At 55.1% G+C, this 22,049-nt stretch carries 17 protein-coding genes; 10 read left to right on the top strand and 7 right to left on the bottom strand.

The window, feature by feature from the left end; genetic code table 11:
* Positions 1-23 precede the first annotated feature (23 nt).
* Both K1Y02_02610 and K1Y02_02605 read left to right on the top strand, forming a co-directional pair.
* On the top strand, positions 24-1,808 hold the full coding sequence (locus K1Y02_02610) for a TolC family protein (GenBank protein MBX7255228.1): 1,785 nt from the start codon (positions 24-26) through the stop codon (positions 1,806-1,808).
* A gap of 20 nt (positions 1,809-1,828) precedes the next feature.
* Positions 1,829-1,993, top strand: a complete 165-nt coding sequence (locus K1Y02_02605) for a hypothetical protein (protein ID MBX7255227.1) — start codon at positions 1,829-1,831, stop codon at positions 1,991-1,993.
* An 11-nt stretch (positions 1,994-2,004) separates the two neighbouring features.
* Here K1Y02_02605 and K1Y02_02600 read toward each other — a convergent pair whose 3' ends face one another.
* Both K1Y02_02600 and K1Y02_02595 read right to left on the bottom strand, forming a co-directional pair.
* Complete coding sequence (locus K1Y02_02600) at positions 2,005-2,154, bottom strand: hypothetical protein (protein ID MBX7255226.1); 150 nt, start codon at positions 2,152-2,154, stop codon at positions 2,005-2,007.
* Positions 2,147-3,565, bottom strand: a complete 1,419-nt coding sequence (locus K1Y02_02595) for a sodium:solute symporter family protein (protein ID MBX7255225.1) — start codon at positions 3,563-3,565, stop codon at positions 2,147-2,149. Before K1Y02_02595 ends, K1Y02_02600 begins: the two co-directional genes overlap by 8 nt.
* Positions 3,566-3,863: 298 nt before the next feature.
* Here K1Y02_02595 and K1Y02_02590 point away from each other — a divergent pair, with 298 nt between their 5' ends.
* The 8 genes from K1Y02_02590 to K1Y02_02555 all read left to right on the top strand — a co-directional run bounded on the left by K1Y02_02590 (position 3,864) and on the right by K1Y02_02555 (position 14,710).
* Entirely contained in the window at positions 3,864-4,880 is a 1,017-nt protein-coding gene (locus K1Y02_02590; GenBank protein MBX7255224.1) for a hypothetical protein, read from the top strand.
* 71 nt (positions 4,881-4,951) lie between these two features.
* Positions 4,952-6,118, top strand: coding sequence for a Xaa-Pro peptidase family protein (locus tag K1Y02_02585; protein MBX7255223.1), 1,167 nt, complete (start codon positions 4,952-4,954; stop codon positions 6,116-6,118).
* 28 nt (positions 6,119-6,146) lie between these two features.
* A complete protein-coding gene (locus K1Y02_02580; protein MBX7255222.1) occupies positions 6,147-7,031 on the top strand; it encodes a polysaccharide deacetylase family protein in 885 nt (294 codons plus the stop codon).
* 1 nt (position 7,032) lies between these two features.
* On the top strand, positions 7,033-8,190 hold the full coding sequence (locus tag K1Y02_02575; protein MBX7255221.1) for a Xaa-Pro peptidase family protein: 1,158 nt from the start codon (positions 7,033-7,035) through the stop codon (positions 8,188-8,190).
* A gap of 77 nt (positions 8,191-8,267) precedes the next feature.
* Complete coding sequence (locus K1Y02_02570; GenBank protein ID MBX7255220.1) at positions 8,268-10,571, top strand: hypothetical protein; 2,304 nt, start codon at positions 8,268-8,270, stop codon at positions 10,569-10,571.
* A 731-nt stretch (positions 10,572-11,302) separates the two neighbouring features.
* Positions 11,303-12,265: a hypothetical protein gene (locus K1Y02_02565; GenBank protein ID MBX7255219.1), complete on the top strand. Its 963-nt coding sequence runs from the start codon at positions 11,303-11,305 to the stop codon at positions 12,263-12,265.
* A 2-nt stretch (positions 12,266-12,267) separates the two neighbouring features.
* Complete coding sequence (locus K1Y02_02560) at positions 12,268-14,052, top strand: hypothetical protein (protein ID MBX7255218.1); 1,785 nt, start codon at positions 12,268-12,270, stop codon at positions 14,050-14,052.
* Positions 14,006-14,710 carry a class I SAM-dependent methyltransferase gene (locus tag K1Y02_02555; GenBank protein ID MBX7255217.1) on the top strand — a complete coding sequence of 235 codons (705 nt, stop codon included), beginning with the start codon at positions 14,006-14,008 and terminating at the stop codon, positions 14,708-14,710. The genes K1Y02_02560 and K1Y02_02555 overlap by 47 nt, the downstream gene beginning before the upstream one ends.
* Before the next feature lie 14 nt (positions 14,711-14,724).
* Here the strand turns inward: K1Y02_02555 and asnB are convergent, their stop codons facing one another.
* The 5 genes from asnB to K1Y02_02530 all read right to left on the bottom strand — a co-directional run bounded on the left by asnB (position 14,725) and on the right by K1Y02_02530 (position 21,901).
* Positions 14,725-16,617 carry an asparagine synthase (glutamine-hydrolyzing) gene (gene asnB, locus K1Y02_02550; GenBank protein ID MBX7255216.1) on the bottom strand — a complete coding sequence of 631 codons (1,893 nt, stop codon included), beginning with the start codon at positions 16,615-16,617 and terminating at the stop codon, positions 14,725-14,727.
* A 17-nt stretch (positions 16,618-16,634) separates the two neighbouring features.
* Positions 16,635-17,552 carry a glycosyltransferase family 2 protein gene (locus tag K1Y02_02545; GenBank protein MBX7255215.1) on the bottom strand — a complete coding sequence of 306 codons (918 nt, stop codon included), beginning with the start codon at positions 17,550-17,552 and terminating at the stop codon, positions 16,635-16,637.
* 43 nt (positions 17,553-17,595) lie between these two features.
* Positions 17,596-18,372, bottom strand: a complete 777-nt coding sequence (locus K1Y02_02540) for a class I SAM-dependent methyltransferase (GenBank protein MBX7255214.1) — start codon at positions 18,370-18,372, stop codon at positions 17,596-17,598.
* A 133-nt stretch (positions 18,373-18,505) separates the two neighbouring features.
* Positions 18,506-20,206, bottom strand: a complete 1,701-nt coding sequence (locus tag K1Y02_02535) for a glycosyltransferase family 39 protein (protein ID MBX7255213.1) — start codon at positions 20,204-20,206, stop codon at positions 18,506-18,508.
* Positions 20,207-20,227: 21 nt separating this feature from the next.
* Positions 20,228-21,901: a hypothetical protein gene (locus K1Y02_02530; GenBank protein ID MBX7255212.1), complete on the bottom strand. Its 1,674-nt coding sequence runs from the start codon at positions 21,899-21,901 to the stop codon at positions 20,228-20,230.
* Between the last annotated feature and the right edge of the window lie 148 nt (positions 21,902-22,049).

The raw sequence follows: 22,049 nt of genomic DNA, 5'->3' as shown, positions 1-22,049 counted from the left end.
GTTACCCAGAGTGAGGAGATGACGTGGCGCCCCGATTCATCTACAAAGGTGCTTGCGCGGCGGGAATTCTGGCCGCAGTGAGCGGTTGCGCAACCGTAGAGTACCGCCCATCACGCGCGATGCCGGAGATTTCCGTCCAATCCGCGGCTGGGTCCATAGAACACGTAACGCCGCCTGCACTGCCAGCTGAAGAGTCCGCGACAAACGCGCCCGCTCAGACTGAAACACAGACACAGCCCCTTTCGTTAACGGTGGAGGGGGCGCTGGTGCTGGCGCTTCAACACAATCAAAACCTCTCCGTTCAGGAAGTGAATCCTGCCCTGCAACACACGTTTGTGTCCGAACAGCGCTCGGTGTTCGACCCGGTTCTGGTCGGCAGCTACACGCGGACCGAAGATCGCCTCACGCGCGACTTTCAAGTTCAGACGCCTCTATCCGTACCGGATATCACGGGAACGGGCACTCAAACTGTAAATATCCTCGCGCCGATCGAAACAAAGGCGAAAACCATGACCGAAGCGGGAAGCGTGGGCGTTACGCAGCATCTTCCGACAGGCATGGACATTAGTCTGACGTACGACCGCACGGATACGGAGTTGCGCAATTCCACCAACAATCCCAATCTCGTGTTTTCGAGAGATACAGACAGTGACGAGCGCAATCTCAACCTGTCTATCACGCAGCAATTGCTTCGCGGCGGTGGGCTGGGCGTTAATCTCGCATCGCTTCGACAAGCCAAGCTCGATACGCTTGCCTCGGACTATGAGTTGCGCGGATTCACAGAGGACTTGGTGTCCCAAGTTGAACAAACGTATTGGGACTGCATCCTCGCACAGCGTCAGATCAAGATCTACGAAGAGTCGCTGGCGTTGGCGCAGGCGCAGGCCGATGAAGTGGAAGAGCGGATTCGGCTTGGAAAACTGCCGGAAGTCGAGCGCGCGGGTGCGGTATCGGAAGTTGCCCAGCGCAAGAGTTCGTTGATTGACGCCCATAGCACCTATGACACGCTGCGTTTATCGCTGTTGCGATTGGTGAATCCCAACAACGATTCGCTGCGCCCAGTCGATCTGAATCTGCAGAGCGATCCGATTACACCTCAAATTGGACTCAGCGGCGTGGACTTTTCCATCCAGTTGGCGCAACGAATGCGCCCGGACCTGAATCAAGCGCGTCTGCAGATTAAGCGCGACGATCTGGAAGTAGTCAAGACAAAGAACGGACTACTGCCTCAACTCGACCTCTTTCTCAACATTTCCAAGAATCTCAGCGAAACAAATTACGCAGCGTCGTTCGAGGGACCTTCCCAGGATGAAGATGACGATCGTTATACGACGCAGGTTGGCGCACAGTTCAGTTATCCGCTGGGTAATCGCGCCGCGCGCGCGCGCGACACACGTTCCGACCTTTCGCGCACGCGGAACATGCGCGCGTTGGCGAATATGACTCAGCTCGTGGAACAAGACGTACGGGCAGCCTACATCGAAGTCGGGCGCGCGTGGGAGCAGATTCCGGCAACCACGGCCACGCGTGAATTGCAGGAGCAAACGATGCAGGCTGAGGTTGAGAAGTTCCGTTTGGGCAGGTCTACTGTGTTGCTGGTCACGCAAGCCCAGCGGGATTTGCTGACAGCCCAGATTGGCGAAGTCCAGGCACGAACCGCCTATCTCAAGTCCATTGTGAACCTCTATCGCTTGGAAGGATCGTTGTTGGAGCGGCGCGGCATCCGATGCCCTGGCCGCGATCCCGTGGCGCTTGAAGAGAGCCCATCCTCGCTGGCCGCGCACTATGCAAAGGACGAAAATGGATAGTGTACAAGGAGATTAAGACTATGAAACGGTCAACACACATTCGGACGCTGTCGCACGCTCGCCCTTCCATGGCAGGATTGGAGCCTGTGTGGGAACTGATCTACCTGCTGCAAGCCATCATCGGCCTCACCAGTTCATTCCTGGGACAAGGCGGAGCGATCCTCTCCCAATTCAAAAGCTCGTAGATGAACCTCGATCAGGCATCCGGTTTCTGACCGTTTTCGGCTAAACGGCTTAGCATCCCCTTGATGTCCAGCACGCCGCGCACCGCGACGTAAACCGTTATGGTCGAGTACCAGACGATACACGCAGTTGTAAGCGTCAGCCAAAACAAATGCTCAGGCATGTTGACCTCCCGTGCGCGGCTTCAAGTAAGAACCTACGACCATCGCCATTCCTGCGATGACGTATGCCCCGATATTCGCGAAGTGTGGGCCGACCACTTCCTTTGCGAAATGCTGCGTGCTGGGCAACTGTTCCATGACCAGAAACGCAATGGGGATAATGGCGCCAAAGATGATCGCCCCCGCGGCTCCCCAACTGTTCGCGCCTTTCCAATAGCAGCACGCAACAAGCAGAACAGACATGCTCGTCATGTAGATGTTGGCCGTCACGGTGAGGTAATCCCAAAGGTTGCCTTGCAGTGGATACCAGAGTCCGTACACAAGCAAGAACACGCCTATGATGGCGACGATGCTTCGGCTGACAATCAACCCACGCTTTTCCGTCCATTGCTTCTTGTGAAACGGCGCCAGAATATCGTTGTAGATGACGCTGGACCACGTGAGCATGTAGGACGAATCGGTCGACATATCTGCAGCCAGCATTGCCGCGATCAGTACTCCCATCAACCCCATGGGCACCAATTGACTCAGCATGCGCGGCATCGCGAGCAGGGTATCCTTGCCCACTTCCTCGGGGCTGAACATGGACAGCGCGGCAATACCCCAAATAACGGGAATGAGCCAACGGCACAGGAAGAAGAAGCTGGTTCGCGTATACACCTTCAGTCCGGTTTGTGTGTCCTTCGCTGCCAGCAGACGTTGTATGGTCGTCTGCCATGTCATCACCATGGCAAGACTCAGCAAGCTGTTGGCGGCAACGAATTCCCAGCCCATCTCCGAGTTCACGAATGGATTGAATCCACCGGCCCCGTGATATTCGGCGACGACTGACGTGAGACGTTCCCACCCCACATTTACAAGGACAAGAAGGGTCACAGCTATAAGACCAACACTCATCACAACAAACTGAAGGAAGTCTGTGATAAGCACAGACAGCATGCCGCCAAGGATCGTATAAACCGCCACACACAAGAGAAGGGCGGTCATGGTGATTTCGAGATACTTGGCATCGAACCCGCACACGGCAACCAGGAAATCTCCCCCGGTTCGAAGAAACACGCCCATGTTAAGCAGGCCGCCCAGAACTATCACGACGCCGCTGAGCCAACGTATGCGCGAGCCAAATCGTTTTTCGAAGAGTTCGGGAATCGTCATCACACCCGAGTCGCGGAGCGGCTTGACGCAGAACCCGGTGTAGCCGACAAAGAACATCGCCAAGGCGGCCAGAATACCGGGAGTGGCGCCCGCAAAACCGAATTTGTACCCGTTCTGCGCGGTGTACATGCACGTGACGACGCCGAACTCGGTAGCCGCGAGCGACGCGATGCCGAGGTACAGGTTCATTTCGCGGCCTGCAATGAGGAAATGCTCCACTTTCCCCACATACTTGCGAACAGCGATTCCTGCCACCATCGTGGCGAGGATGTAACATCCCACGATACTTCCGTCAAGCCATCCGAAGTGCGACACGTGTACCCCCCTGTCGTATACCGTCAGGAACCGGCGCGGCCTTGGGAAATTTCCCCTTGGGAGGATTCTGGCATGCGTGAAAAGGGCTATTCAAGCAGCTACTTCCGTGAGGCATTGCGCCCGCAACAGCAAGGGGTGCAGGGAGAGATCGATTAGCACCGGAACGTTTTGGTAGAGTCATCTTCGTTACGTTCTGTGCACGGTCTCCCGACCAACGTTTACGGCTGAGGGGGGAAACGTCTTGCTTTCATTGTTACGCAGCGGCGATCCGTCGCTTGTCGAACTCGAATGCGATCGCGGGAGCGTTCTCGTGGCTCCGGGACTTCAGGGGCGGATTTTCTGTTCGCTGGAAGGCGAATTGGTGCATCGATTGGATGCGGACGCACTATCTGCTCCATCGGATACGGCCTTCAACAACGTCGGCGGCAACAGTCTATGGCCGGCGCCTGAAGGCGGGCCCTTCGCCTTCAACTATGTCCCGGGAACGGACCAATGGTACGTGCAACCGGGCATCAATCGGACGCCAGCATCGGTAATACACGCGGACCATTGCTCCGTACAAATCGAAAAGCAGATCCAGCTCACCAATCGAAAAGGGTATGCAATCGACTTGCTGTGGCGGCGCTTGGTAAAACTCTTGGATCTTCCCCATGTGGCCAACGTCCATGGTCTTGCGGCGCTGGCCTACCAAACGGAAGACAGCTTCGTTCCCCTTGGTCAATACGAGACAGAACACGTTCTCATTGCGCCGTGGTCGCTTGAGCAGTTTCCCGGTGCGGAAGGTATCGTTGCCTTCGGCAAGGTCAAAGACTCGAAGCACGCCATCAACTTCGATTTCTACGGCCAACCGGGCGATCGAATTGCATGCACCGATACGCATTTCACCTTTGCCCTCGGCGGCGAGGATCGGCATCAGATCGGAGTCACCGTAGCTTCGTCTCCGGAACTGATTGGCGCGTTCGATATCAACCGCTCCATGCTTATCCTGCGCCGCGCCAAAGAATCTCCCGGTGTCTATTTCAACATCGCCGACAACGACCAGCCACAGGGCCCTCACTCGGCGGCGGATCTGTTCAGTATTTTCAACGGCGGTGGACTCGGTTTCTACGAGTTGGAGACGATCGGCGCGATGAACGTCGAGGACGGAGTCTTCGCGCCAAGTAAACTAACGTCCGAGACGACGATCATGAAAGGCAATCTGGAGACATTGCGCAGGGTACTGGGCGAGCAGGAGCAGATGTCAATCGACTTGGGCTAGACCTATGACCGGGCTTTCAAATAGGGTTTCAATAACACAGGGCACGGCATCGCGCCGGGGGAGAGCATAACATGGGCTATCTGACAACAGACGAAATGAATGCGCGGTTGACGAAGGTTCGGGAAATTCTAGGCAAGCGAAAGCTCGATGCGGCTCTCGTCTATTACGACGAGTTCAACATCGGAAACGGCTGGTACTTGACAGGATGGTGTCCCCAGTTCGAAAGCGGGGCAGTGCTAATTCCCAAGAACGGCAAGCCGATGTTGTTGGGAGGACCCGAAAGCGAGCCCTTTGCGAAGCTGGACAGCGCCATCACGGAAACGCGCAACTTCCCCGTATTCATGGTCCCCGACGAAGAATACCCAAACGCAACCATCATCGATTTCCCGGCTTTATTCCGTGAACTGACGGCGGGGGGCAAACGGGGCATCAAGCGAATCGGCCTTGTGGGCGGCGACCGGATGCCTGCCGCGTGTTATCGGCAGATTGCGGAGGGGTTCAAAGGTGTCGAATTGGTTGACATAACGTTGGACTTCGTCAGCCTTCGGTATATGAAGTCGCGGTGGGAGTTGCAGCAGATACGCGCCGCATTTGCGCTGGCGGACGAGTGTTACGATGCGATGAAAGGCGCCATCAAGCCTGGCGTCACGGAAATTCAGGTTGCCGCAGCCGGCGAGTATGCCGCCCGCAGCCGCGGGGCGACTGGTTTTGGCTTCAGCGCAATCGTTGGCTCAGGCGCGCGCTCAAACGCGGTGGTACCCACCGCAACCTCCAAGAAGCTCAAGAAGGGCGAGATGGTGATGATTGGTATCGCGCCCAAAGTTCGCGGATATGCGGGTGTCGTGGGTGACAGCATTCCCGTCTCCGGCACGTGCTCTCGCAGCCAATCAGAGGCCCTTAAACACCTGAAAGAGGTGTTTCATCTGACCAAGCAAATGCTGGTACCTGGCAATTCGGGACGCGAGATCGACAAGCCGGGAAGAGCCTACTTCGAGAAACACGGCCTGCTGAAATATCTTGTATGCCCGTTCGCGCATACCATCGGTTTGCATGAGGCGGAGGCCCCCTTCTTTGGTCCCAACGGCGATGACGCCCTGAGGCCGGGCATGGCGGTCTGCGTCGACGTGAGCTTCTTTGGTCACCCCGAATGGCACGGCGCGCGCATCGAGACGGGATACGAAATCACGCAGAAAGGTCCGGTTCCGTTCAGCAAACGAATGGACCGGCTCTTTGCATAATGGCGTCTTTGTAAGCGGAGATATCGAAATGAGTCGAATGCAGGTGGTTCTGGGTTTCGACATGGAAACCGATGTCGGCAGTTGGACCCCATTCTACGAAGGCCTCGTGAACGGGACGCCGGCCATTCTCGATGTCCTTGAGCGCAACGGCGTCACCGCCACGTTCTTCTTCACCGGTGATGCCGCGCGCAAGCACCCGGAAGTCGTGCAGTCGGTTCAAGCGTGTGGCCATGAGATCGGGGCGCACACCCTCTTCCACGAAACAATCGGCGAATCGCTGTTCGAAATACCGGGCATGATGCCCATCCTCCCGGAAGAAGTACCCAACCGTCTACGGCTGTGTACAGAATGGATTGAGGAGATTGCAGGCACGCGGCCCGTCTCGTTCCGTTGTCCGCGTCTTTTCGGTTCAACGGCGGTCGTAAATGCTTTAGAAGACCTCGGCTACGTGGCCGATGCGACCTATCCCATGTATTACTTTCGCGAACGCCTGCGTCCCTATCACCCCAGTCGAGAGGATTGGACGAAGGAAGGAGACCTTCGTATCGTCGAACTACCTAACTTCGCAGACCTATCGATGGATTCGAAGGACCCCTATGGTCGCGATATGGACCAGTGGCCGCTTTTTCGCACCGAAGGTGCGCACGCGGTGATGCGTCATATTGACGGTTATGCGCGCTACTGCGAAGAGAAGGCCACGGCGCCGTTTCTGTGTTTCTATTTCCATCCTTGGGAATTTCACCCGATGCCCGAAGGAGAGATTTGGTACGGAGAGGGAGCCGTGCGTCCGGACCCCTTCATTGTGAGGAATTGTGGGCCGTACGCAGCAGAACAATTGGATGGTTTGATCAATGCGCTGCTGGAACGCGAAGCGGAATTCATCCAGGCGCGGCAAGCGGTAAAGGAGATCTGAAATGCTGGCTATTCCAAAGAAAGAGTACCTGCAACGAATCGAGAAGTTTCAGGCGAACATTCGAGCGGCAAAGCTCGACGCCGCGTTGGTGCACGCCAACGAAGCCGATTTCGCCAACGTTCGCTACCTGACCGAATACTGGCCCACGTTCGAGGCGGCTGGGGTGTTCGTTCCCGCGACCGGAACCCCGGTCCTCATCATCGGCCCGGAAAGCGAAGCGTATGCGCAAGGCCGCAGCGTCATCCCGACTATTGCATTGATGGTCGAGTACCGCGAATCCGCCGAGCCTGAATATCCGGGCATCCCCGTCGCGCACTTTCCTGACGTGGTGAAAATGGCGATGGGCAAACGCGCACTGAAGAAATTGGGCCTTGTGGGCTTCTCCGTAATGCCCCTTCCGGTCTACTTCAGCTTGCAGCGGGAACTGCCCAACGTGAAGTTAATCAAGGCCGATGAAACATTGTCGAGTCTGCGCATTGCCAAGAGCGCGAATGAAATCAAACTCATGAAGCGCGCATTCCAGATCAGTGAAATCGCCATCGACGCCATCCTCGGTGAAATGAAGCCGGGCATGACCGAACTTCAGGTCATAGGCATTGCTCAGCGCGAAATCTACAAGCATGGCGGCGAATATGAAGGACACGCCCTGTACTGCTTCTCGGGTCACGGCACCAAGCACGCCATCTCACGCCCGACACACAACAAACTTAAACGCGGTGAGATCATTCAACTCAACATAGGCGCGCGCGTGGGAGGCTATTCGTCCAGCGTTGGCATTCCGTGCAGCATTGGCAAACTGCCCCCGCGAAAGAAGCGCCTGGTCGAATTCGGCCTTGAGGCGCACTTGAAAACCATCGAACTCATGAAGGGCGGCAAACCGGCCGCGCAAGTCGTAAAAGAGTACGAAGCTTTCGTCGAGAAACGCGGTTTCAAAGAGAACATGCTCTATGGTCCGTGCCACGGCATCGGGATGATGGAAGTCGAGCGCCCATGGATGGAATCGACGTCCACCTACGATCTCCAGGAGAACATGACATTTCAGGTCGATACATTCTTCCAAGGCTCGGACTTTGGCTTGCGCTGGGAGAATGGCGTCCGCGTCACGAAGACAGGTGTGGAAAAACTCTCATCGAAGTACATGCGTATAGTTGAGTTGTAGCGTCTAAAATATGAGGTGCGTCTGTGTGTATGCGTGGCATCGACAGACGCACCTCTTCGATAAGGGGGGCCATGTCCATGCTGCCGACACTGTTACTGGTTGTCACAGTCTCCGCGAGCCTGCCCATGGGGTGGTCTCCGGAGCCAGCCGAATTTCAACACTTCCCTGACCGTCTGCACGCTTATGTTTGGCGCAACTGGACGCTGGTCCCTACGGAGCGGCTCGCAACCGTCGTCGGCACGAAGCCTGAGGATATCGTTGCCCTAGGCAAAGCGATGGGCCTTTCCGATCCTCCCTCGATATCGGACGACCAACTCGCGCGCACTTACATCACCATCATTCGCAGGAACTGGCACTTGTTGCCCTACGAACAGATTGCAGAACTGCTGAAGTGGCCACTCGACCAACTGGATTATACGTTGCGTGAAGGCGATGGACTCCTTTGGTGGATGGGTGGCTACAAACCGAAACTCGACCCCTTACGCTATTCCTCTCCGGATGCCGCGGCGAAGGCCCGCGAAGCAGAAATCGCTCGAATCATCAGCGAGGTATTTCCGAATGGCGTCGATCGGACACGCGATCCCCTCTTCTCCTTCATCGATCGGCTCTCCTCTTCCAAACCTGAAGAGCACATCAGGCAATCGAAAGAAAGCATCTTTACGCCGCGCTATTGCTTCTCCTATTTCGGAGCTTTCCGCGACCCGCTCAACGGCAAGCAGGATCCCTATCCCAATGGTTACCTCGACCAGCTCGCAGCGCGCGGAATCGACGGGGTGTGGCTCCACGAGCCCCTCTACCATCTTGCTCCGTTTCCATGGGATCCCGCACTGAGCGAGGGCAATGAGGCCCGCCTCGGAATTTTGAAGGACCTCGTCGCGCGCGCCCGCGAACGCGGTATCGGCATTTACCTCTACATGAACGAGCCGCGCCCAATGCCCATGTCCTTTTTCGAGAAACATCCCGAACTTAAAGGTGTTGACGACACCGGCGTGATTGCTGGGCAGGTAGCCACACTGTGTACGAGCGTTCCGGAAGTCGCGGGCTACCTCCGCGACGGCATTTCGCACCTCTGCAAGGCCGTACCGGATTTGGCAGGAATATTCACCATTACAGCCTCCGAGAACTACACCAATTGCTGGTCGCACATGAGCGGAGACCAATGTCCGCGGTGTAGTAAACGCGCACCCGAGGAAGTCATCGCCGAGGTCAACACCTTAATGGCTCAAGGCATTGCCGAGTCCGGCAGCTCATGCCGCTTGATCGTCTGGGATTGGGGTTGGAAAGACGAATGGGCCGAGGGCATCATCAACCGTCTGCCGAAGAATGCCGCCCTTCAGAGTGTCAGCGAGTGGTCCCTCCCGATTACGCGCGGCGGTATTTCAAGCACGATTGGCGAATACTCCCTCTCTACGATTGGGCCCGGTCCGCGCGCGCTACGCCACTGGGAGTGGGCACGCAAGCAAGGTCTTCAGACCATTGCGAAGATTCAGGCCGGTACCTGTTGGGAGATCGGCTCCGTGCCCTACATCCCGGCCGTCGAGAATGTCGCTCAGCATGTTGCCAATCTGCGTGACACGGGTATCAACGGTCTTATGATGAGCTGGACGCTCGGTGGGTATCCCTCGGTGAATATGGAAGCTGCCATTGAAATGGGGCGCCGTGACAAACCCTCCGTTGACGATGCATTGATGACCGTAGCAACTCGATGCTATGGTGCATCCGCGGCACCTGCGATTGTACGCGCATGGAAAGGCTATAGCGCCGCCCTGCGCGAATACCCCTTCTCCACCGCCGTCCTGTACAACAGCCCTGTTCACATGGGACCCGCGAACTTGCTTTGGGACACCACGACGAGCTATCGAGAGCGTGGTGCAACTGGGTTCGCGTATCCATTCGACGCGATCGACTTTTGGCGAGGTCCGTATCCTCCGGAAGTCTTCGCGGCCCAATTCGGTCGTGTGGCGAGCGGATTTCGCGATACGCTTGAAAAGTTCAAGTTCGAGACAGGCAAAGAAACTAATCCGGCGCTAACGTTGGAGGCGGGAATTGCCGAGGCATCCGCAGCCAACTTCCAGAGCGTAGCCAATCAAACGTGGTTTGTCATCAAACGGGACCAGTTAATCCAGCTTGACACATGGGACGCCAACCCTGGTGCCAAAGGACTTCTGGACTCCCTCGAAGAAATCCTCAAGAGCGAAATCGCGCTTGCCAGCCGCCTTCGCGAGCTCCAAAGCGACGACTCTCGTATCGGATTCGAGGCGGCCTGCCAGTATTTCTTCGTGAATGTCGATCTCGGCGAGAAAGTCCTCAATTGCCGCGACCTGCTGGAACGTTGGATTCCCGAGCAACGCAAGAAGCTGGACACAGGGTCGAAGGGTTGACTTCGAATACTGCCCACAGATATCAGTTCCACTCACTGTTCTTGAAAGGAATATTTGCCTTACGATAGCATGGCAAAAAGAGTTGAAGAGAACTAAGTGCCTGACTTTATGCCTATTGCGCACTCAAACACGTGTCGTGACGGTCACGAAACCGGCACCTTAGTCGCGACGCTTGCAGCTGCTGCTTCTATCCGTGTGATCACAACAGGATATCATTTCCGCGAATATTGACCTCTTTAACGTTTTCAATAAGCACATCTTTGGGGAAACTAAGATTGCCTAGACTGACGACATCGAACCACAGCTTCCACAGTAGGTCATTTTGTTCTGCCCATTTCTCTACAATTTGTTCTGCTTGTGTTCTGCTTCTATTGATCGGCTGCACAAAACCGCTGTCGGGTCAACCTGTTCAGATTCCTCCACCTTCGAACGGGGAATCAACGCACTCTGTTAGTCCAAGTGTTTCTTCAGATAGTAATGCTATGCCGGATCAGGAGACGCGCGATCAGCTTGCTTCAATAGGATATCTAGCCGGATACACCGAGCAGCCAGAGCAAACTGGAGTCACTGTTTTTGATGAAAGGCGAGCACAGCCTGGGTACAACCTTTATACGTCCGGTCACACGCAAGCAGCATTTCTAACCGATATGTCCGGAACAGTCTTGCATACGTGGGAATTCAACGCTGGAACTCTCTACCCAGTCAATCCGACACAGGACTATTGGCGGCGAGTGTTTTTGTGTAAGAACGGCGATCTATATGCGTGCGTTGACACAAACGGCATCATCAAGTTGAATAGGACTTCGGAACTCATCTGGCATACGGACGGAGAAGATCTTCTACATCATGATTTCTTTGTTGATACGACGGGAATGGTCTATGCAATCGGCCGTCGTGTGGGGATCATCCCAGAGATTGACCCGGTAAAAGAGGTCATTGACGACACCGTTGTACTCTTTGACTCGACTGGAAAACGCATAAAACGATTTTCGATCTATAATGCTTTTAGAGGTACAGAATGGTTCCCTGCGATCACAAAGAAGGTTCGCGACTTCGTTGCCTTAACGGTTCACGACTCCAAGATACCGGTCGAGACGTTTCACACGAATACCATTGAAGTGTTCGATGGATCCCTGTCGAATGTGTCTCCATTGCTCAGGAAAGGCAATGCGGTGTTTTGCTCGCCGGTGCATCCGTGCATCTTCATTATCGATCTTGAACGCGAACGAGTCGTGTGGAACTGGTTCGGCCCCTGGAAAGGGGGCATTCATCAGCCGACCTTCCTGCCGAACGGCAACTATCTGTTGTTTCATAACGGACTCTCTCCTGACGGTCCGGAAGACGAGGCATCGCACGTATTTGAGTACGCGTACCCAGAGCAAGGGCCCGTGTGGCAGGTTTCGGGCAACGATCCCAAGCACAAGTTCTTCTCATTGTTCTCGTGCACCGCAGAACGGTTAGCCAATGAAAACACACTCATCGTTGTCAGCAATGAAGGGAAAGCCATCGAAGTCACCAAGGAAGGAGAGGTCGTCTGGGAATTCTGGAATCCCAATACTGTCGGCGCTGATATGGCCGGGATGAAGGGGTTTACAAATAGGAAGGACGGCAGGATAATTGGAACATTGTTCCAACTCGAGCGCGTTCCGCGTGACGTCCATGATTCGTGGTTAAACCCCGCGAAAGAGCCGTGACCGTGAGCATTTCGAATAGTGAAATTCCGGAAGCCGCTACTTTCACAAGTCTCAAGCCCTCCCCGCCACGGTTTCATATCTCGGAATCGGCAATGAACAATCTCGTGCGCGTTGCGTTTACGCTCGCGGTTGCGGTCAAAATTTGGCTGGTCCTTTGCTTTGCAATGCGAGCTGGCGGAGACGCCCCTGAAGATGACCGGCTCTTTATGTCCCTTGCCCAAAACATCATCTCTGGACAATGGCTTGGAACCTACGACACGTATACGCTGGTAAAATGTCCGTTCTTTCCCATTTGGATCGCGGCGATGTTCTATTTGAACATCCCGCTGCTCGTCAGTTATCAGCTTTTGCACGCGGGTGCTTGTCTCCTACTTGCGGCGGCACTACGACCAAGCATTCCACGACAAGCCACTCGATTTGCGATCTTCCTTTGGTTTCTTTTTGATCCGGTCATGTATAGCTACATGGCCTCCCACGTTGTTCGCGACGCCATTAACACCCCGATGACATTAATTATCCTCACTGCAATGATTGCTATTTTGACGAGGCTTGACCGCTCGCCACGCAGCTTGCTGAGATGGTCACTTCTTCTTGGCTCAACCCTCGCCGCATTTTGGACGAGTCGCGAAGAGGCCGTCTGGATTGTGCCGGGATTGCTGGCTGCTCTGGGGTATGCACTTTACATCGTTTGGAGGTGCCGTGACAGCGCCTTGCCCAAAACCATGATACTTGTTTTGCCCGCTCTGATGTGCGCAGCCGGTACGGTCACAGTCTGTGCGCTGAATTATGTTCACTACGGTGTCTTTGAATTGTCTGAGTTCAAAAGCACAGCATTCAAACGGGCCAATGGCGCCCTCATGCGTGTAAAGCACGAAAGCTGGAACCAGTACGATAACGTCCCTCAAGAGGTCCGGATGAAGATCTACGAGGTCAGTCCGGCATTTGCGGAATTGAAGGGCTTCTTAGAAGGTCCGCCCGGCGAAGCATGGGGTAGGGGCGCAGAGTCCTGGCTTGAGGGAGGAACCCCCAGTCCCAAAGATATACGTGGAGGATTTTTCGTGTGGGCCATGCGCCAGGCGACAGATGTCCAGGGGCACTACTCAAGCGCGATAGAAGCCGCATCTTATTTCGATCGCATCGCCGACGAAATTAATGCTGCATGCGAAGACGGGCGTCTTGAATGCGGAAGGGAGCGTTCTTCGATGATGCCCCCGTGGCGAAACGAGTACATCCCACTGCTCCTGGATAGCTTGTCTCAGTGCCTTTGGAACCAGCTGATGCTTACGGGAGTCGAGGTGCGCGAACTTGAATCGACAGGTCCGATTAACCTGAGGGCGATCTTCGCCGACATCGGGCGCGCGCGCTTGACGCCTGATCCCACAGGAATTGGTGCTACGCCAACACCCCCCAATCAGGCCCGCCTGAATGAGTTCCGTTTCGAAATACTGCGTGCGCTCAACTCATACTTTCTCAAGATTGTCCCTGTGGTGACCGTGTGTGGCATTTTGGCGTTTGCGGTAACGGTCATACGTGCACTTCGCTCGCGGTCATTGAGTCCGATACTAACCATCAACCTGATTCTGCTTGTCTTCTTCGCGTCACGGACTGCGGTGCTATGTGTTGTCACCGTGATGTCCTTCGACACCTTGAAAGTGCCCTACATCACGCCACTTGGTCCTATTCTTCAATTGCTCTGTTGCCTATCGCTATATCACCTGAGCCAGAATAGCAAGTCCGCCAATGCTGGCAGGCGTGACGCTGCTCCTGGACCTAATCACGATGCGTAAGAAAGTCACTCGCAAGGGCAGCGATTCACTCGAACAGTCGGCTTTGAGCGCAATGGCGCGCCTCCATTCGGGGCTGGTCATGAAGCGCCGCGCGCGTGCTTTGTCAAGCCATATTGCGTCGATGCTGCCGAAATCCTCTCGCGTGCTGGATATCGGCGCAGGAAACGGCAAGTTGGCGAGGGCAATCATGGGTCTCCGGCCTGACGTAAGGATCGACGGCGTTGATACGATGTTATGGCCAGAGCGCCTCATCGATGTACGTGAATTTGACGGGACGAAGATTCCCCATGGCGATGGCGCGTACGACGCATGCTTGCTAAGTGACGTGCTTCATCATGCAAAAGCTCCGATAACTTTACTGTGCGAGGCGGTTCGCGTGGCAAGGATGGGCATCGTCATCAAGGATCATGTCGCCGAATCCCGCTGGGACATCGCAGCGTTGAGATTCATGGATTGGTTTGGCAATCGCGGTCACGGAGTGACACTTGTGTACGACTACTGGGATTGGCAAACGTGGAATAATGCCTTCAATCAGACAGGACTCAAAATAGATCGGATGGAGCGCAAATTGGGCTTGTATCCATTTCCTGTATCGCTTCTATTCGATCGCAAGCTGCATTTTGTCGCCTACTTGGAAATCCGGGGTAGTCGCGCTTGACCAGAGCAGTGCTATCAAAGCTTGTGTTGCTGTTGCCACAAACACAACATCAAGATGCAAAAGAGCAGAAACCCGTGATCATGCTGTCCGGTGACATGCTCCCGAAGGCGCCGACCTACAGCATCGGCATTGAATACGCTCCCAGCCTGTAACGCCGATTTGCTCAGCACATCATTGCTCAGCTCCCTCCATGGCCCTGGAATCCAATGGCTGACAGGCGCATTGAACCCGCGCTTTGGCCGTCGCACGATGTCGCGTGGAATCAAGTGGCTGGCAACGCGCTTAAGTAGATACTTGCGCTGAAGACCGCGCATCTTGAATCGGCTCGGCAGCCCCGCGCAGTACTCGACGAGTTCATGATCCAGAAACGGACTGCGCACCTCGAGCCCGTGAGCCATACTCGCACGGTCGGCCTTCGTCAGAATATCGTCGGGCAGCCAGGTTTTGTAATCGACATAGAGTGCCTTATCCAGCGGAGAGAGACCTTGGGCTTCCCTATCCGCGGCAAGCGCGGGACCGAAGGGGTCGGTATCCCGCGACCAGAAGTCCGGATTGATGAGTTCACGCAAGCCGTCAAAAACAGCCAACATGCGCCACGATGCATGCGCGGAAGCAGAGTCGAGTGAAGCGCCGCGCAAGAACTGTTTCAACTTGAAGACTGCCCCAACTTTGCTCCGTGTATCGGGAATCAAGGCTGCAAGACGCTCAGCGACACGTAATGCCGATGGAGGAAGCCAACCGATCGTTCGTAGCAACGCGTCGGCGGTGTGAGTCGTGTACCCAGCGAGAAGTTCATCTCCTCCGTCGCCCGATAGTGCAACTGTTAGACGACTGCGCGCAGTCCGGCAAAGAACGTATGTGGGCAGAATTGAGGTGTCGGCAAACGGTTCATCGAGCCGCCCGGCAACTTCAAGTAAAAGATCAGGACTGTCGCACGACACGACAGAATCGTGGTGTTCCGCATCGAGGAACTTTGCCATCGCTCGCGCATATGGAAGCTCGTCAAATGTCGCTTCGCTAAATCCGACACTAAACGTGATGAGACGTTCCTTGGACTTGGCAGCGAGTGCGCATACGACGCTTGAATCGATTCCCCCGCTAAGCAGCGCGCCGAGAGGGACGTCCGAAACGAGCCGACGCGTCGTAGCCTTCTCGAGGCGTGCAAGGAACTCAGCTTCAACATCCGACTCATTTTGCACGGCAGGATGCGCATTACCCCATATCGCCGCCAAGTCCCAGTACCGGCGCAAGGTATGCGCTTCGCCCCGTTTCCATCGGAGCATCGTTGCCGGCGGAAGCCGGTGCAATCCCTCTATGATCGAGTCATCGCCAGGAATATAGCTCAGCGCGACGTAATTGCAGACAGCGGTGCGGTTAAGCCTTCGTGAACTGAGGCCGGATTGGAGAAGTGCCGACACCTCAGACGCAAAAGCGATTCCTTGCTGGCCTCCAAGTTCAAGCCAGTACAACGGTTTAACGCCAAGTCTGTCGCGCAACAAGAACAACTCTTCGCTTCGGTCATCCCAAATTGCGATAGCGAACATCCCGACGATTCGGTCGAGAAAGTCTATTCCCCATTCCAGATACGCGTGGAGAATCGATTCGGTATCGCTCTGTGTTCGAAATGCGCGACCTCGCGCTTCGAGTTGAGAACGCAATTCCCGGTAGTTGTAGATTTCGCCATTGAATACCAGGGACACCGAACCGGTTTCATCCGACATGGGCTGCGCACCGCCTTCGATATCGATTATCGACAGACGCGTGTGCCCTAAGGCAAAGCCTCGCTCAATTTGTATGCGTTCGCCGTCGGGTCCTCGGCGCCGCAATGCATCGATCATCGAATCGAGCGTATCGCGATCCGGAGTTCGCGCTCGGTCAGTGTAGACGATACCGCAGATTCCGCACACGGGCTATTCGCTTTCGCCTAGGGGCCGCGCCGGTCAAGAGGCACATAGCCACGCTCGGGGAAGGCTATCCCCGAATACTGGATGCGCCGTTGCTCGGCAAGGAAACCCAGTCCGGCCAGCGTGTTCACGGCGGCGATAGTCACGGCAAGAATTAGAAGCGCGGGGGCTACCTGTGGAATAAGGAAAGCCAAAACAGCGATTACGCAGCCGCAGAGCAGCGCGAACAAGCATTCGAGAATGAAGAGTTTAATTGGATTGAAGAAGAGTATCGTCATGATGATGATTTGTGCGGCCCGCAACGTGTCGCGGACATAGCGAACATGACTCGCATCGATTCGGGGATGATAAGCGATGGGCCGATAGTCCACGAAGTGATACGTAAGAAACGCGATTATCGTGATGGTCGTTGTGTAGGAGAACCCGCCTGACATTACCGGCGCAAAACGTAACAGCATATCGCGGCGCATCACGCGCAGGCCACTGTTGATGTCCGGGATCTTCTGGCCGACTGTAAATTCACTTAGCAACTTAAAAGCCACGCGCACCCAGGACTTTATCGCGCTGCCACGATAGTGCTTTCCCTGGCGCGCCCCCACGAGCATATCGAGATCGCGAGATACCGTCTCTTCAAGCATTCCAGGGAGTTCTTCGACAGGATAGGTGCCGTCGGCATCGGTAATGCCAATCCAGGGATGGCGCGCATTGCGGACGCCAGTCGAAATGGAGTTGCCGTAACCGGCATTTCGAGGATGCGTGATTACATAGGCGCCAGCCTCTTCGGCGAACTGTCGCGTGCGGTCGGTCGAGCAGTCATCGACTACAATAATTTCCAAATCGTGCGACGTAGTCTCGAAGGCCTTGCGTACGGCGCGCACAGTGTCCCCCACGCCATTCTCTTCGTTGAATGCGGGTATAACCACGGAAATGGACGCCATTAAACCTCCTCGCGGCGCACTGCTGCCATTCGTCGCTGAAGCGTCACCGCTTAATCCCCGATCCACGCCAGCTCACTCCGCAATACCGGCTGATATGAACGGCTGAAAACGCGTTGTCCTGCTCGAACCAGCGATGGATGCGGGCCTCATCGATGAATTCGACTTGCGGCGCGCTCAACTTGTCGAATACGTTGAGAACGTTCCGATTGAAGTCGAGCATTCTGAAATTCCGGAAGTATTCATAAAACGGCAAGAAGCGTAACGGCAAAAGATACACCGTATAGATCGGCAAATACATCGCCGCAGTTATAAACCTCGATAACCACAGCAAGAACTTTGGAGAGGCCCCGCGTAACAACAACCGGCGGATTGGTTCCACACCCCAGCGAACAAGCGCATTGCCTTCCTTGCTGTACACCCAAATGATGAGCCGGCCACCAGACTTAACGTGCTTCGTGAGATTTGCTGCCGTCTTGTCGGGGTCGTCCGTGTGATGAATAACGCCAATCGAAAACACTATGTCGAACTGCCGCCCCAGTTCCATCGTCGCGATATCGGCTTCGACAAACGTGACGTTTGGGAACTGCCTTGTACGCTCCCTGGCAATATCGATGGTATTGAGGTCGACAGCCGTGATACTGGATGCCTGCGAAGCGACCAAGCGAGTATGCTGTCCGCCGCCACACCCACATTCAAGGACGTCCATGCCGCGAAAATCTTCAAGCGTGGCGGGGTGGATCCAGTCTAGAAAGAGAAACTCTTCGCGGTCATCGAACAACGTCCATTGGTCGTGCCATTCCCTTTGCTTGACTTGCTCCATTGGGCGTTCGCGATCCGTTCGATAGATAGACTCTCGACCTGCGGGACGTCGCTTCGATGCGGAGTCTAGCATGGGCAAAGCAGCAAAGCAAACATAGCAAAGAAGCGCACGCAACACCCTCAATGACCTGGAGTCATCGCGCTATTCGGATAGAAGGGAGATTCTCTTCCCCTATACCTTCGCTTCTTTGAGTCTCAATTTCTACTTTGCGCCTGGCTCTATCCTCCTCCGCTGTCGGAGACTCATTTGATTCCCAGATACTGAAGTCCTTCGATTCTAGCGCCAGGAAGTACTCCCGCCTGAGAAACGCATCCAATTCCGGGAAATTCGAAGAACAATCTCGACCTTTGATGAACTCCACGTCCATTTCGCTTCTGAGGATGAACCGCGGCTTCGCCGTCTCAAGTTCTTCCACGAATCCCTTGCGCAAATCTACAACAAAGGGATTCGATACATGATGAAACAAACCTTCTCCCCATACAATGCGGGTGGCAACTTTGGCTTCGGTTTCCAATGCGGCGTGAATTGTCCCGCAAAAGCCCCATTCTATCGGTTGAATCGTGTCGCCGGGTTTGAGACGCTTTGCAAGCCATGTGGTCATACGTTTTGTGCGGGCCGCCGGGTTCACAAGCTCAAGCGGCGTCTCCTTGATTTCGCTGACGTTGGTGTAGAAGAGTCCTCCGACAACGTACGCGGCAAGGACGAGTGAAAAGACCCGATAGCGCAGCGGAGTCGCTTCCGGCCACTTCTTCAGACAAAGTCCCATCCACACACAGCTGAAGAGCCAAAACGGATAGTAGTGGTAGTCGTAGAATCGCAGACTGAACGCCGGGTACAGCATGTACGCGCCCAGAAGACCCAGGTAGAGATAGCCCAATCTGCGTTCCTTCGGTGTAGTCGTGGGAGATAGAATCAACAGCGATACACCGGCAATTGTCCCCGTGGCCAATAAGAAATTACCCCAGGGTCGCCAACTCAAAACCATCTTGATTAGATAGGGCCAGCGTTCGCCCGGTTCAAACACGCGGTTCCACAGATTGATGTCTGCGTGCAGCGGGAAGAACACCGTCATGGTCCGCATGTACTCGCCCAGAATGCCGTAATAGACGCAATAAGCAATCATCCACAGAATGGGAATGATGCCACCCAACGAACACCACAATGCGACATGCAATGCTCTCGAAAACCACTTCGTGGACCGCGCCTCATCACTCGCATCGCGGTCAAAGAGCAGATAGCCGTACAGCGCTGCTCCGCATATTGCCAGGTGCGGCTTTAGGGTCACGAGAACCCCGCAGAAAAGTCCCGTCATGAACATGCGCAGTCGCGGCCGGCCAGCGAACCAGATCGTTGTCGACAGCACGGCTAGGGCAATCGGCACCATCGCCAAGTACTCTCGTTCCAGACTCGCGTGTTCGTAGTAAAAGTACTGAAGCAGACCTAGCATCAGCGCGGCGGCAAGTCCTGCCCGTCTGCCAAATGGAGCAAGCATGCGGACCATAAGGATCATCGTAAGCAGCATGACCGTGGCATCCGCGATGCGAATACCCATCACCGACCCGCCGAAGATGTGATACAACCATCGAAACATCACATGGGTGCCGATTAGGTTGTACGTGAAAAAGTCGCGGACGGGCACCATGCCAAATCGATCCATAAGGAATCCCGAATACATGAAGATAGGGCCGTCGCAAATCGTCATCCACGACAACGAAGTCCACATTCCCAAGGCGAGAAGTACCGCCATCGGCACATGGAAGAGACCATATACCAACACACTTTCCGTGAACAGGAGACGGAACGTCCCGAATGGACTTTTCGCGTCACGTGCCATCACGACACCTTGGACCTATAGCTATTCAAGACTGAACTCCTGCGGATCGACCGGTCTCTTCTCGTTGCTGTCGTCCGGCGCGCGAGCACGATCCTCGTCGGCAGTAGGGGAATCGTTGTGTTCCCAAATGCGGAAGTCTCTCGAGTCTATTGCCAAAAAATAGTCTCGCTTAAGCAATGCGTCCAGTTCCTCAAAGTCCTGCGAACAATCGCGCCCCGACATGTAGTCCCAGTCCATCTTGCTGCGAATTACAAAGCGGGGTTTGTTCTCAGTGAGATCTTGGATAAATTTCTTTCGCAAGTCCTGTATGAAAGGATTGGAGAGGTGGTGAAACAGTCCTTCGGCCCAAATGATATCGGTGGCCACCTTGGCCTCGGTCAGCAGGGCCGCGTGAATGATCCCGCAGAATCCCCATTCAATAGGCTGAATCGTATCGCCGGGCTGCAGGCGCCGTTCCAGCCACGTGGCAATGCGTTTCGTGCGAGGCTCCGGCGCAATGGAGCTTGGCAAGGTCTGAACTGGCTTGAACATGAGACTAGGGTCAGAATAGAACAGGCTGACGATGATGTACGCCGAGACTGCCCTTGAAAAGACATTCACTCGGACTGGGGTTCCGCTTGGCCACTTGCGAAAACAGAATGCTAGCCATGCGCACGCGAAGAACCGGAACGGATAGTAATGGTGCTCGTAGAATCGACCCGCCAAACACGGATAGAGCAAATAGACGATCAGCAAGGCAAGCATCAGATTGCCGAACCGGCGTTCCCGCTTGTCGAATCCTGGCAAGAAAAGGAATAGCGCCACCCCAGTAACGGCCCCAACGGCCAGCTGAAAATCTCCCCACGGAGTCACGAGCAACGTCATGTACACGAGATACGGCAGACGCTCTCCGGGTTCAAAAACGGATCGCCTGCCGCTGATATCGGCGTGAAGCGGAAAGAACTCGACGATTGTTCTGACGAACTCGCCCAAGACACCGTAGTAAGCAAAGTAGGCGGCCATCCACAATAGTGGCAGACAACCGCCCAGACTGAAATAGAAGAAGATGCTGAGCCCACGGCTGCCCCATTGACGCCAGTTGAGCGGCTCCTCGGAATCCCGATCCATGATCATGTAGAGATAGATGACCATGCCGCCGACAATAAGATGGGGCTTGATCGTCACAAGCGCTCCACAGAAGAAACCCGACAATATCCAGCGCAGTCTTTGCTTGGCGCCAAACCACGCTGTGGCCGAAAGGACCATAAGCGACAGCGGCACCAATGCGAGGTAGTCGCGTTGCAGATAGCTGAGCGCACCGTAGCGAATATGAAGCAATCCGAAACCAATGGCCCCAATCCACACTGCGCGCCGCCCAAACGGGACCAACATCCGGGCCATAAGGGGAAGAATGACCACCAGGATGGATGTATCCGCGATACGCATGCCACGGTTGCTGCTCCCGAAAAAATGGTACAACCAGCGGAAGACTTCGTGCGTCGTGAGAAGGTTGTAGGTGAAGAAATCGCGCACCGGGACCATGTTAAAATGGTCCATGAGAAATCCCGTGTACAAAAAGACGGGCACGTCAATCACGGTATCCCAGTCTAGGGAGTACCACCAGGTTATGAGAAAGATGACTGTGGTCGGAGCCAGAAGGAATCCGTAAACGAAGATGCGGTCCCATAGGATGGAACGGTTCTGCGCCACAGACATCGACTATTCCTTCGCTAAATGGACGAATCTGTCATTTACCCGGAGATACGTGCGTGGAGCATCCCCATGAGAGGGGCTGGGGGACGCCAAGAGCCAGAGTATACATGTCGCGAAAGGCCGAAACCAGGGAAACTCCAATCTCCGAGAC

It is taken from the genome of Candidatus Hydrogenedentota bacterium, from assembly GCA_019695095.1.
Classification (GTDB): Bacteria; Hydrogenedentota; Hydrogenedentia; order Hydrogenedentales; family SLHB01; genus JAIBAQ01.
This window is presented reverse-complemented; position numbering and strand designations above follow the sequence as displayed.

Coding starts and splice junctions, on each gene's coding strand:
- K1Y02_02605 (MBX7255227.1), top strand. CDS start 1,829: ATGAAACGGTCAACACACATTCGGACGCTGTCGCACGCTCGCCCTTCC.
- K1Y02_02600 (MBX7255226.1), bottom strand. CDS start 2,154: ATGCCTGAGCATTTGTTTTGGCTGACGCTTACAACTGCGTGTATCGTC.
- K1Y02_02595 (MBX7255225.1), bottom strand. CDS start 3,565: ATGGTGGCAGGAATCGCTGTTCGCAAGTATGTGGGGAAAGTGGAGCAT.
- K1Y02_02585 (MBX7255223.1), top strand. CDS start 4,952: ATGGGCTATCTGACAACAGACGAAATGAATGCGCGGTTGACGAAGGTT.
- K1Y02_02580 (MBX7255222.1), top strand. CDS start 6,147: ATGAGTCGAATGCAGGTGGTTCTGGGTTTCGACATGGAAACCGATGTC.
- K1Y02_02575 (MBX7255221.1), top strand. CDS start 7,033: ATGCTGGCTATTCCAAAGAAAGAGTACCTGCAACGAATCGAGAAGTTT.
- K1Y02_02570 (MBX7255220.1), top strand. CDS start 8,268: ATGCTGCCGACACTGTTACTGGTTGTCACAGTCTCCGCGAGCCTGCCC.
- K1Y02_02555 (MBX7255217.1), top strand. CDS start 14,006: ATGCTGGCAGGCGTGACGCTGCTCCTGGACCTAATCACGATGCGTAAG.
- K1Y02_02545 (MBX7255215.1), bottom strand. CDS start 17,552: ATGGCGTCCATTTCCGTGGTTATACCCGCATTCAACGAAGAGAATGGC.
- K1Y02_02540 (MBX7255214.1), bottom strand. CDS start 18,372: ATGGAGCAAGTCAAGCAAAGGGAATGGCACGACCAATGGACGTTGTTC.
- K1Y02_02535 (MBX7255213.1), bottom strand. CDS start 20,206: ATGGCACGTGACGCGAAAAGTCCATTCGGGACGTTCCGTCTCCTGTTC.
- K1Y02_02530 (MBX7255212.1), bottom strand. CDS start 21,901: ATGTCTGTGGCGCAGAACCGTTCCATCCTATGGGACCGCATCTTCGTT.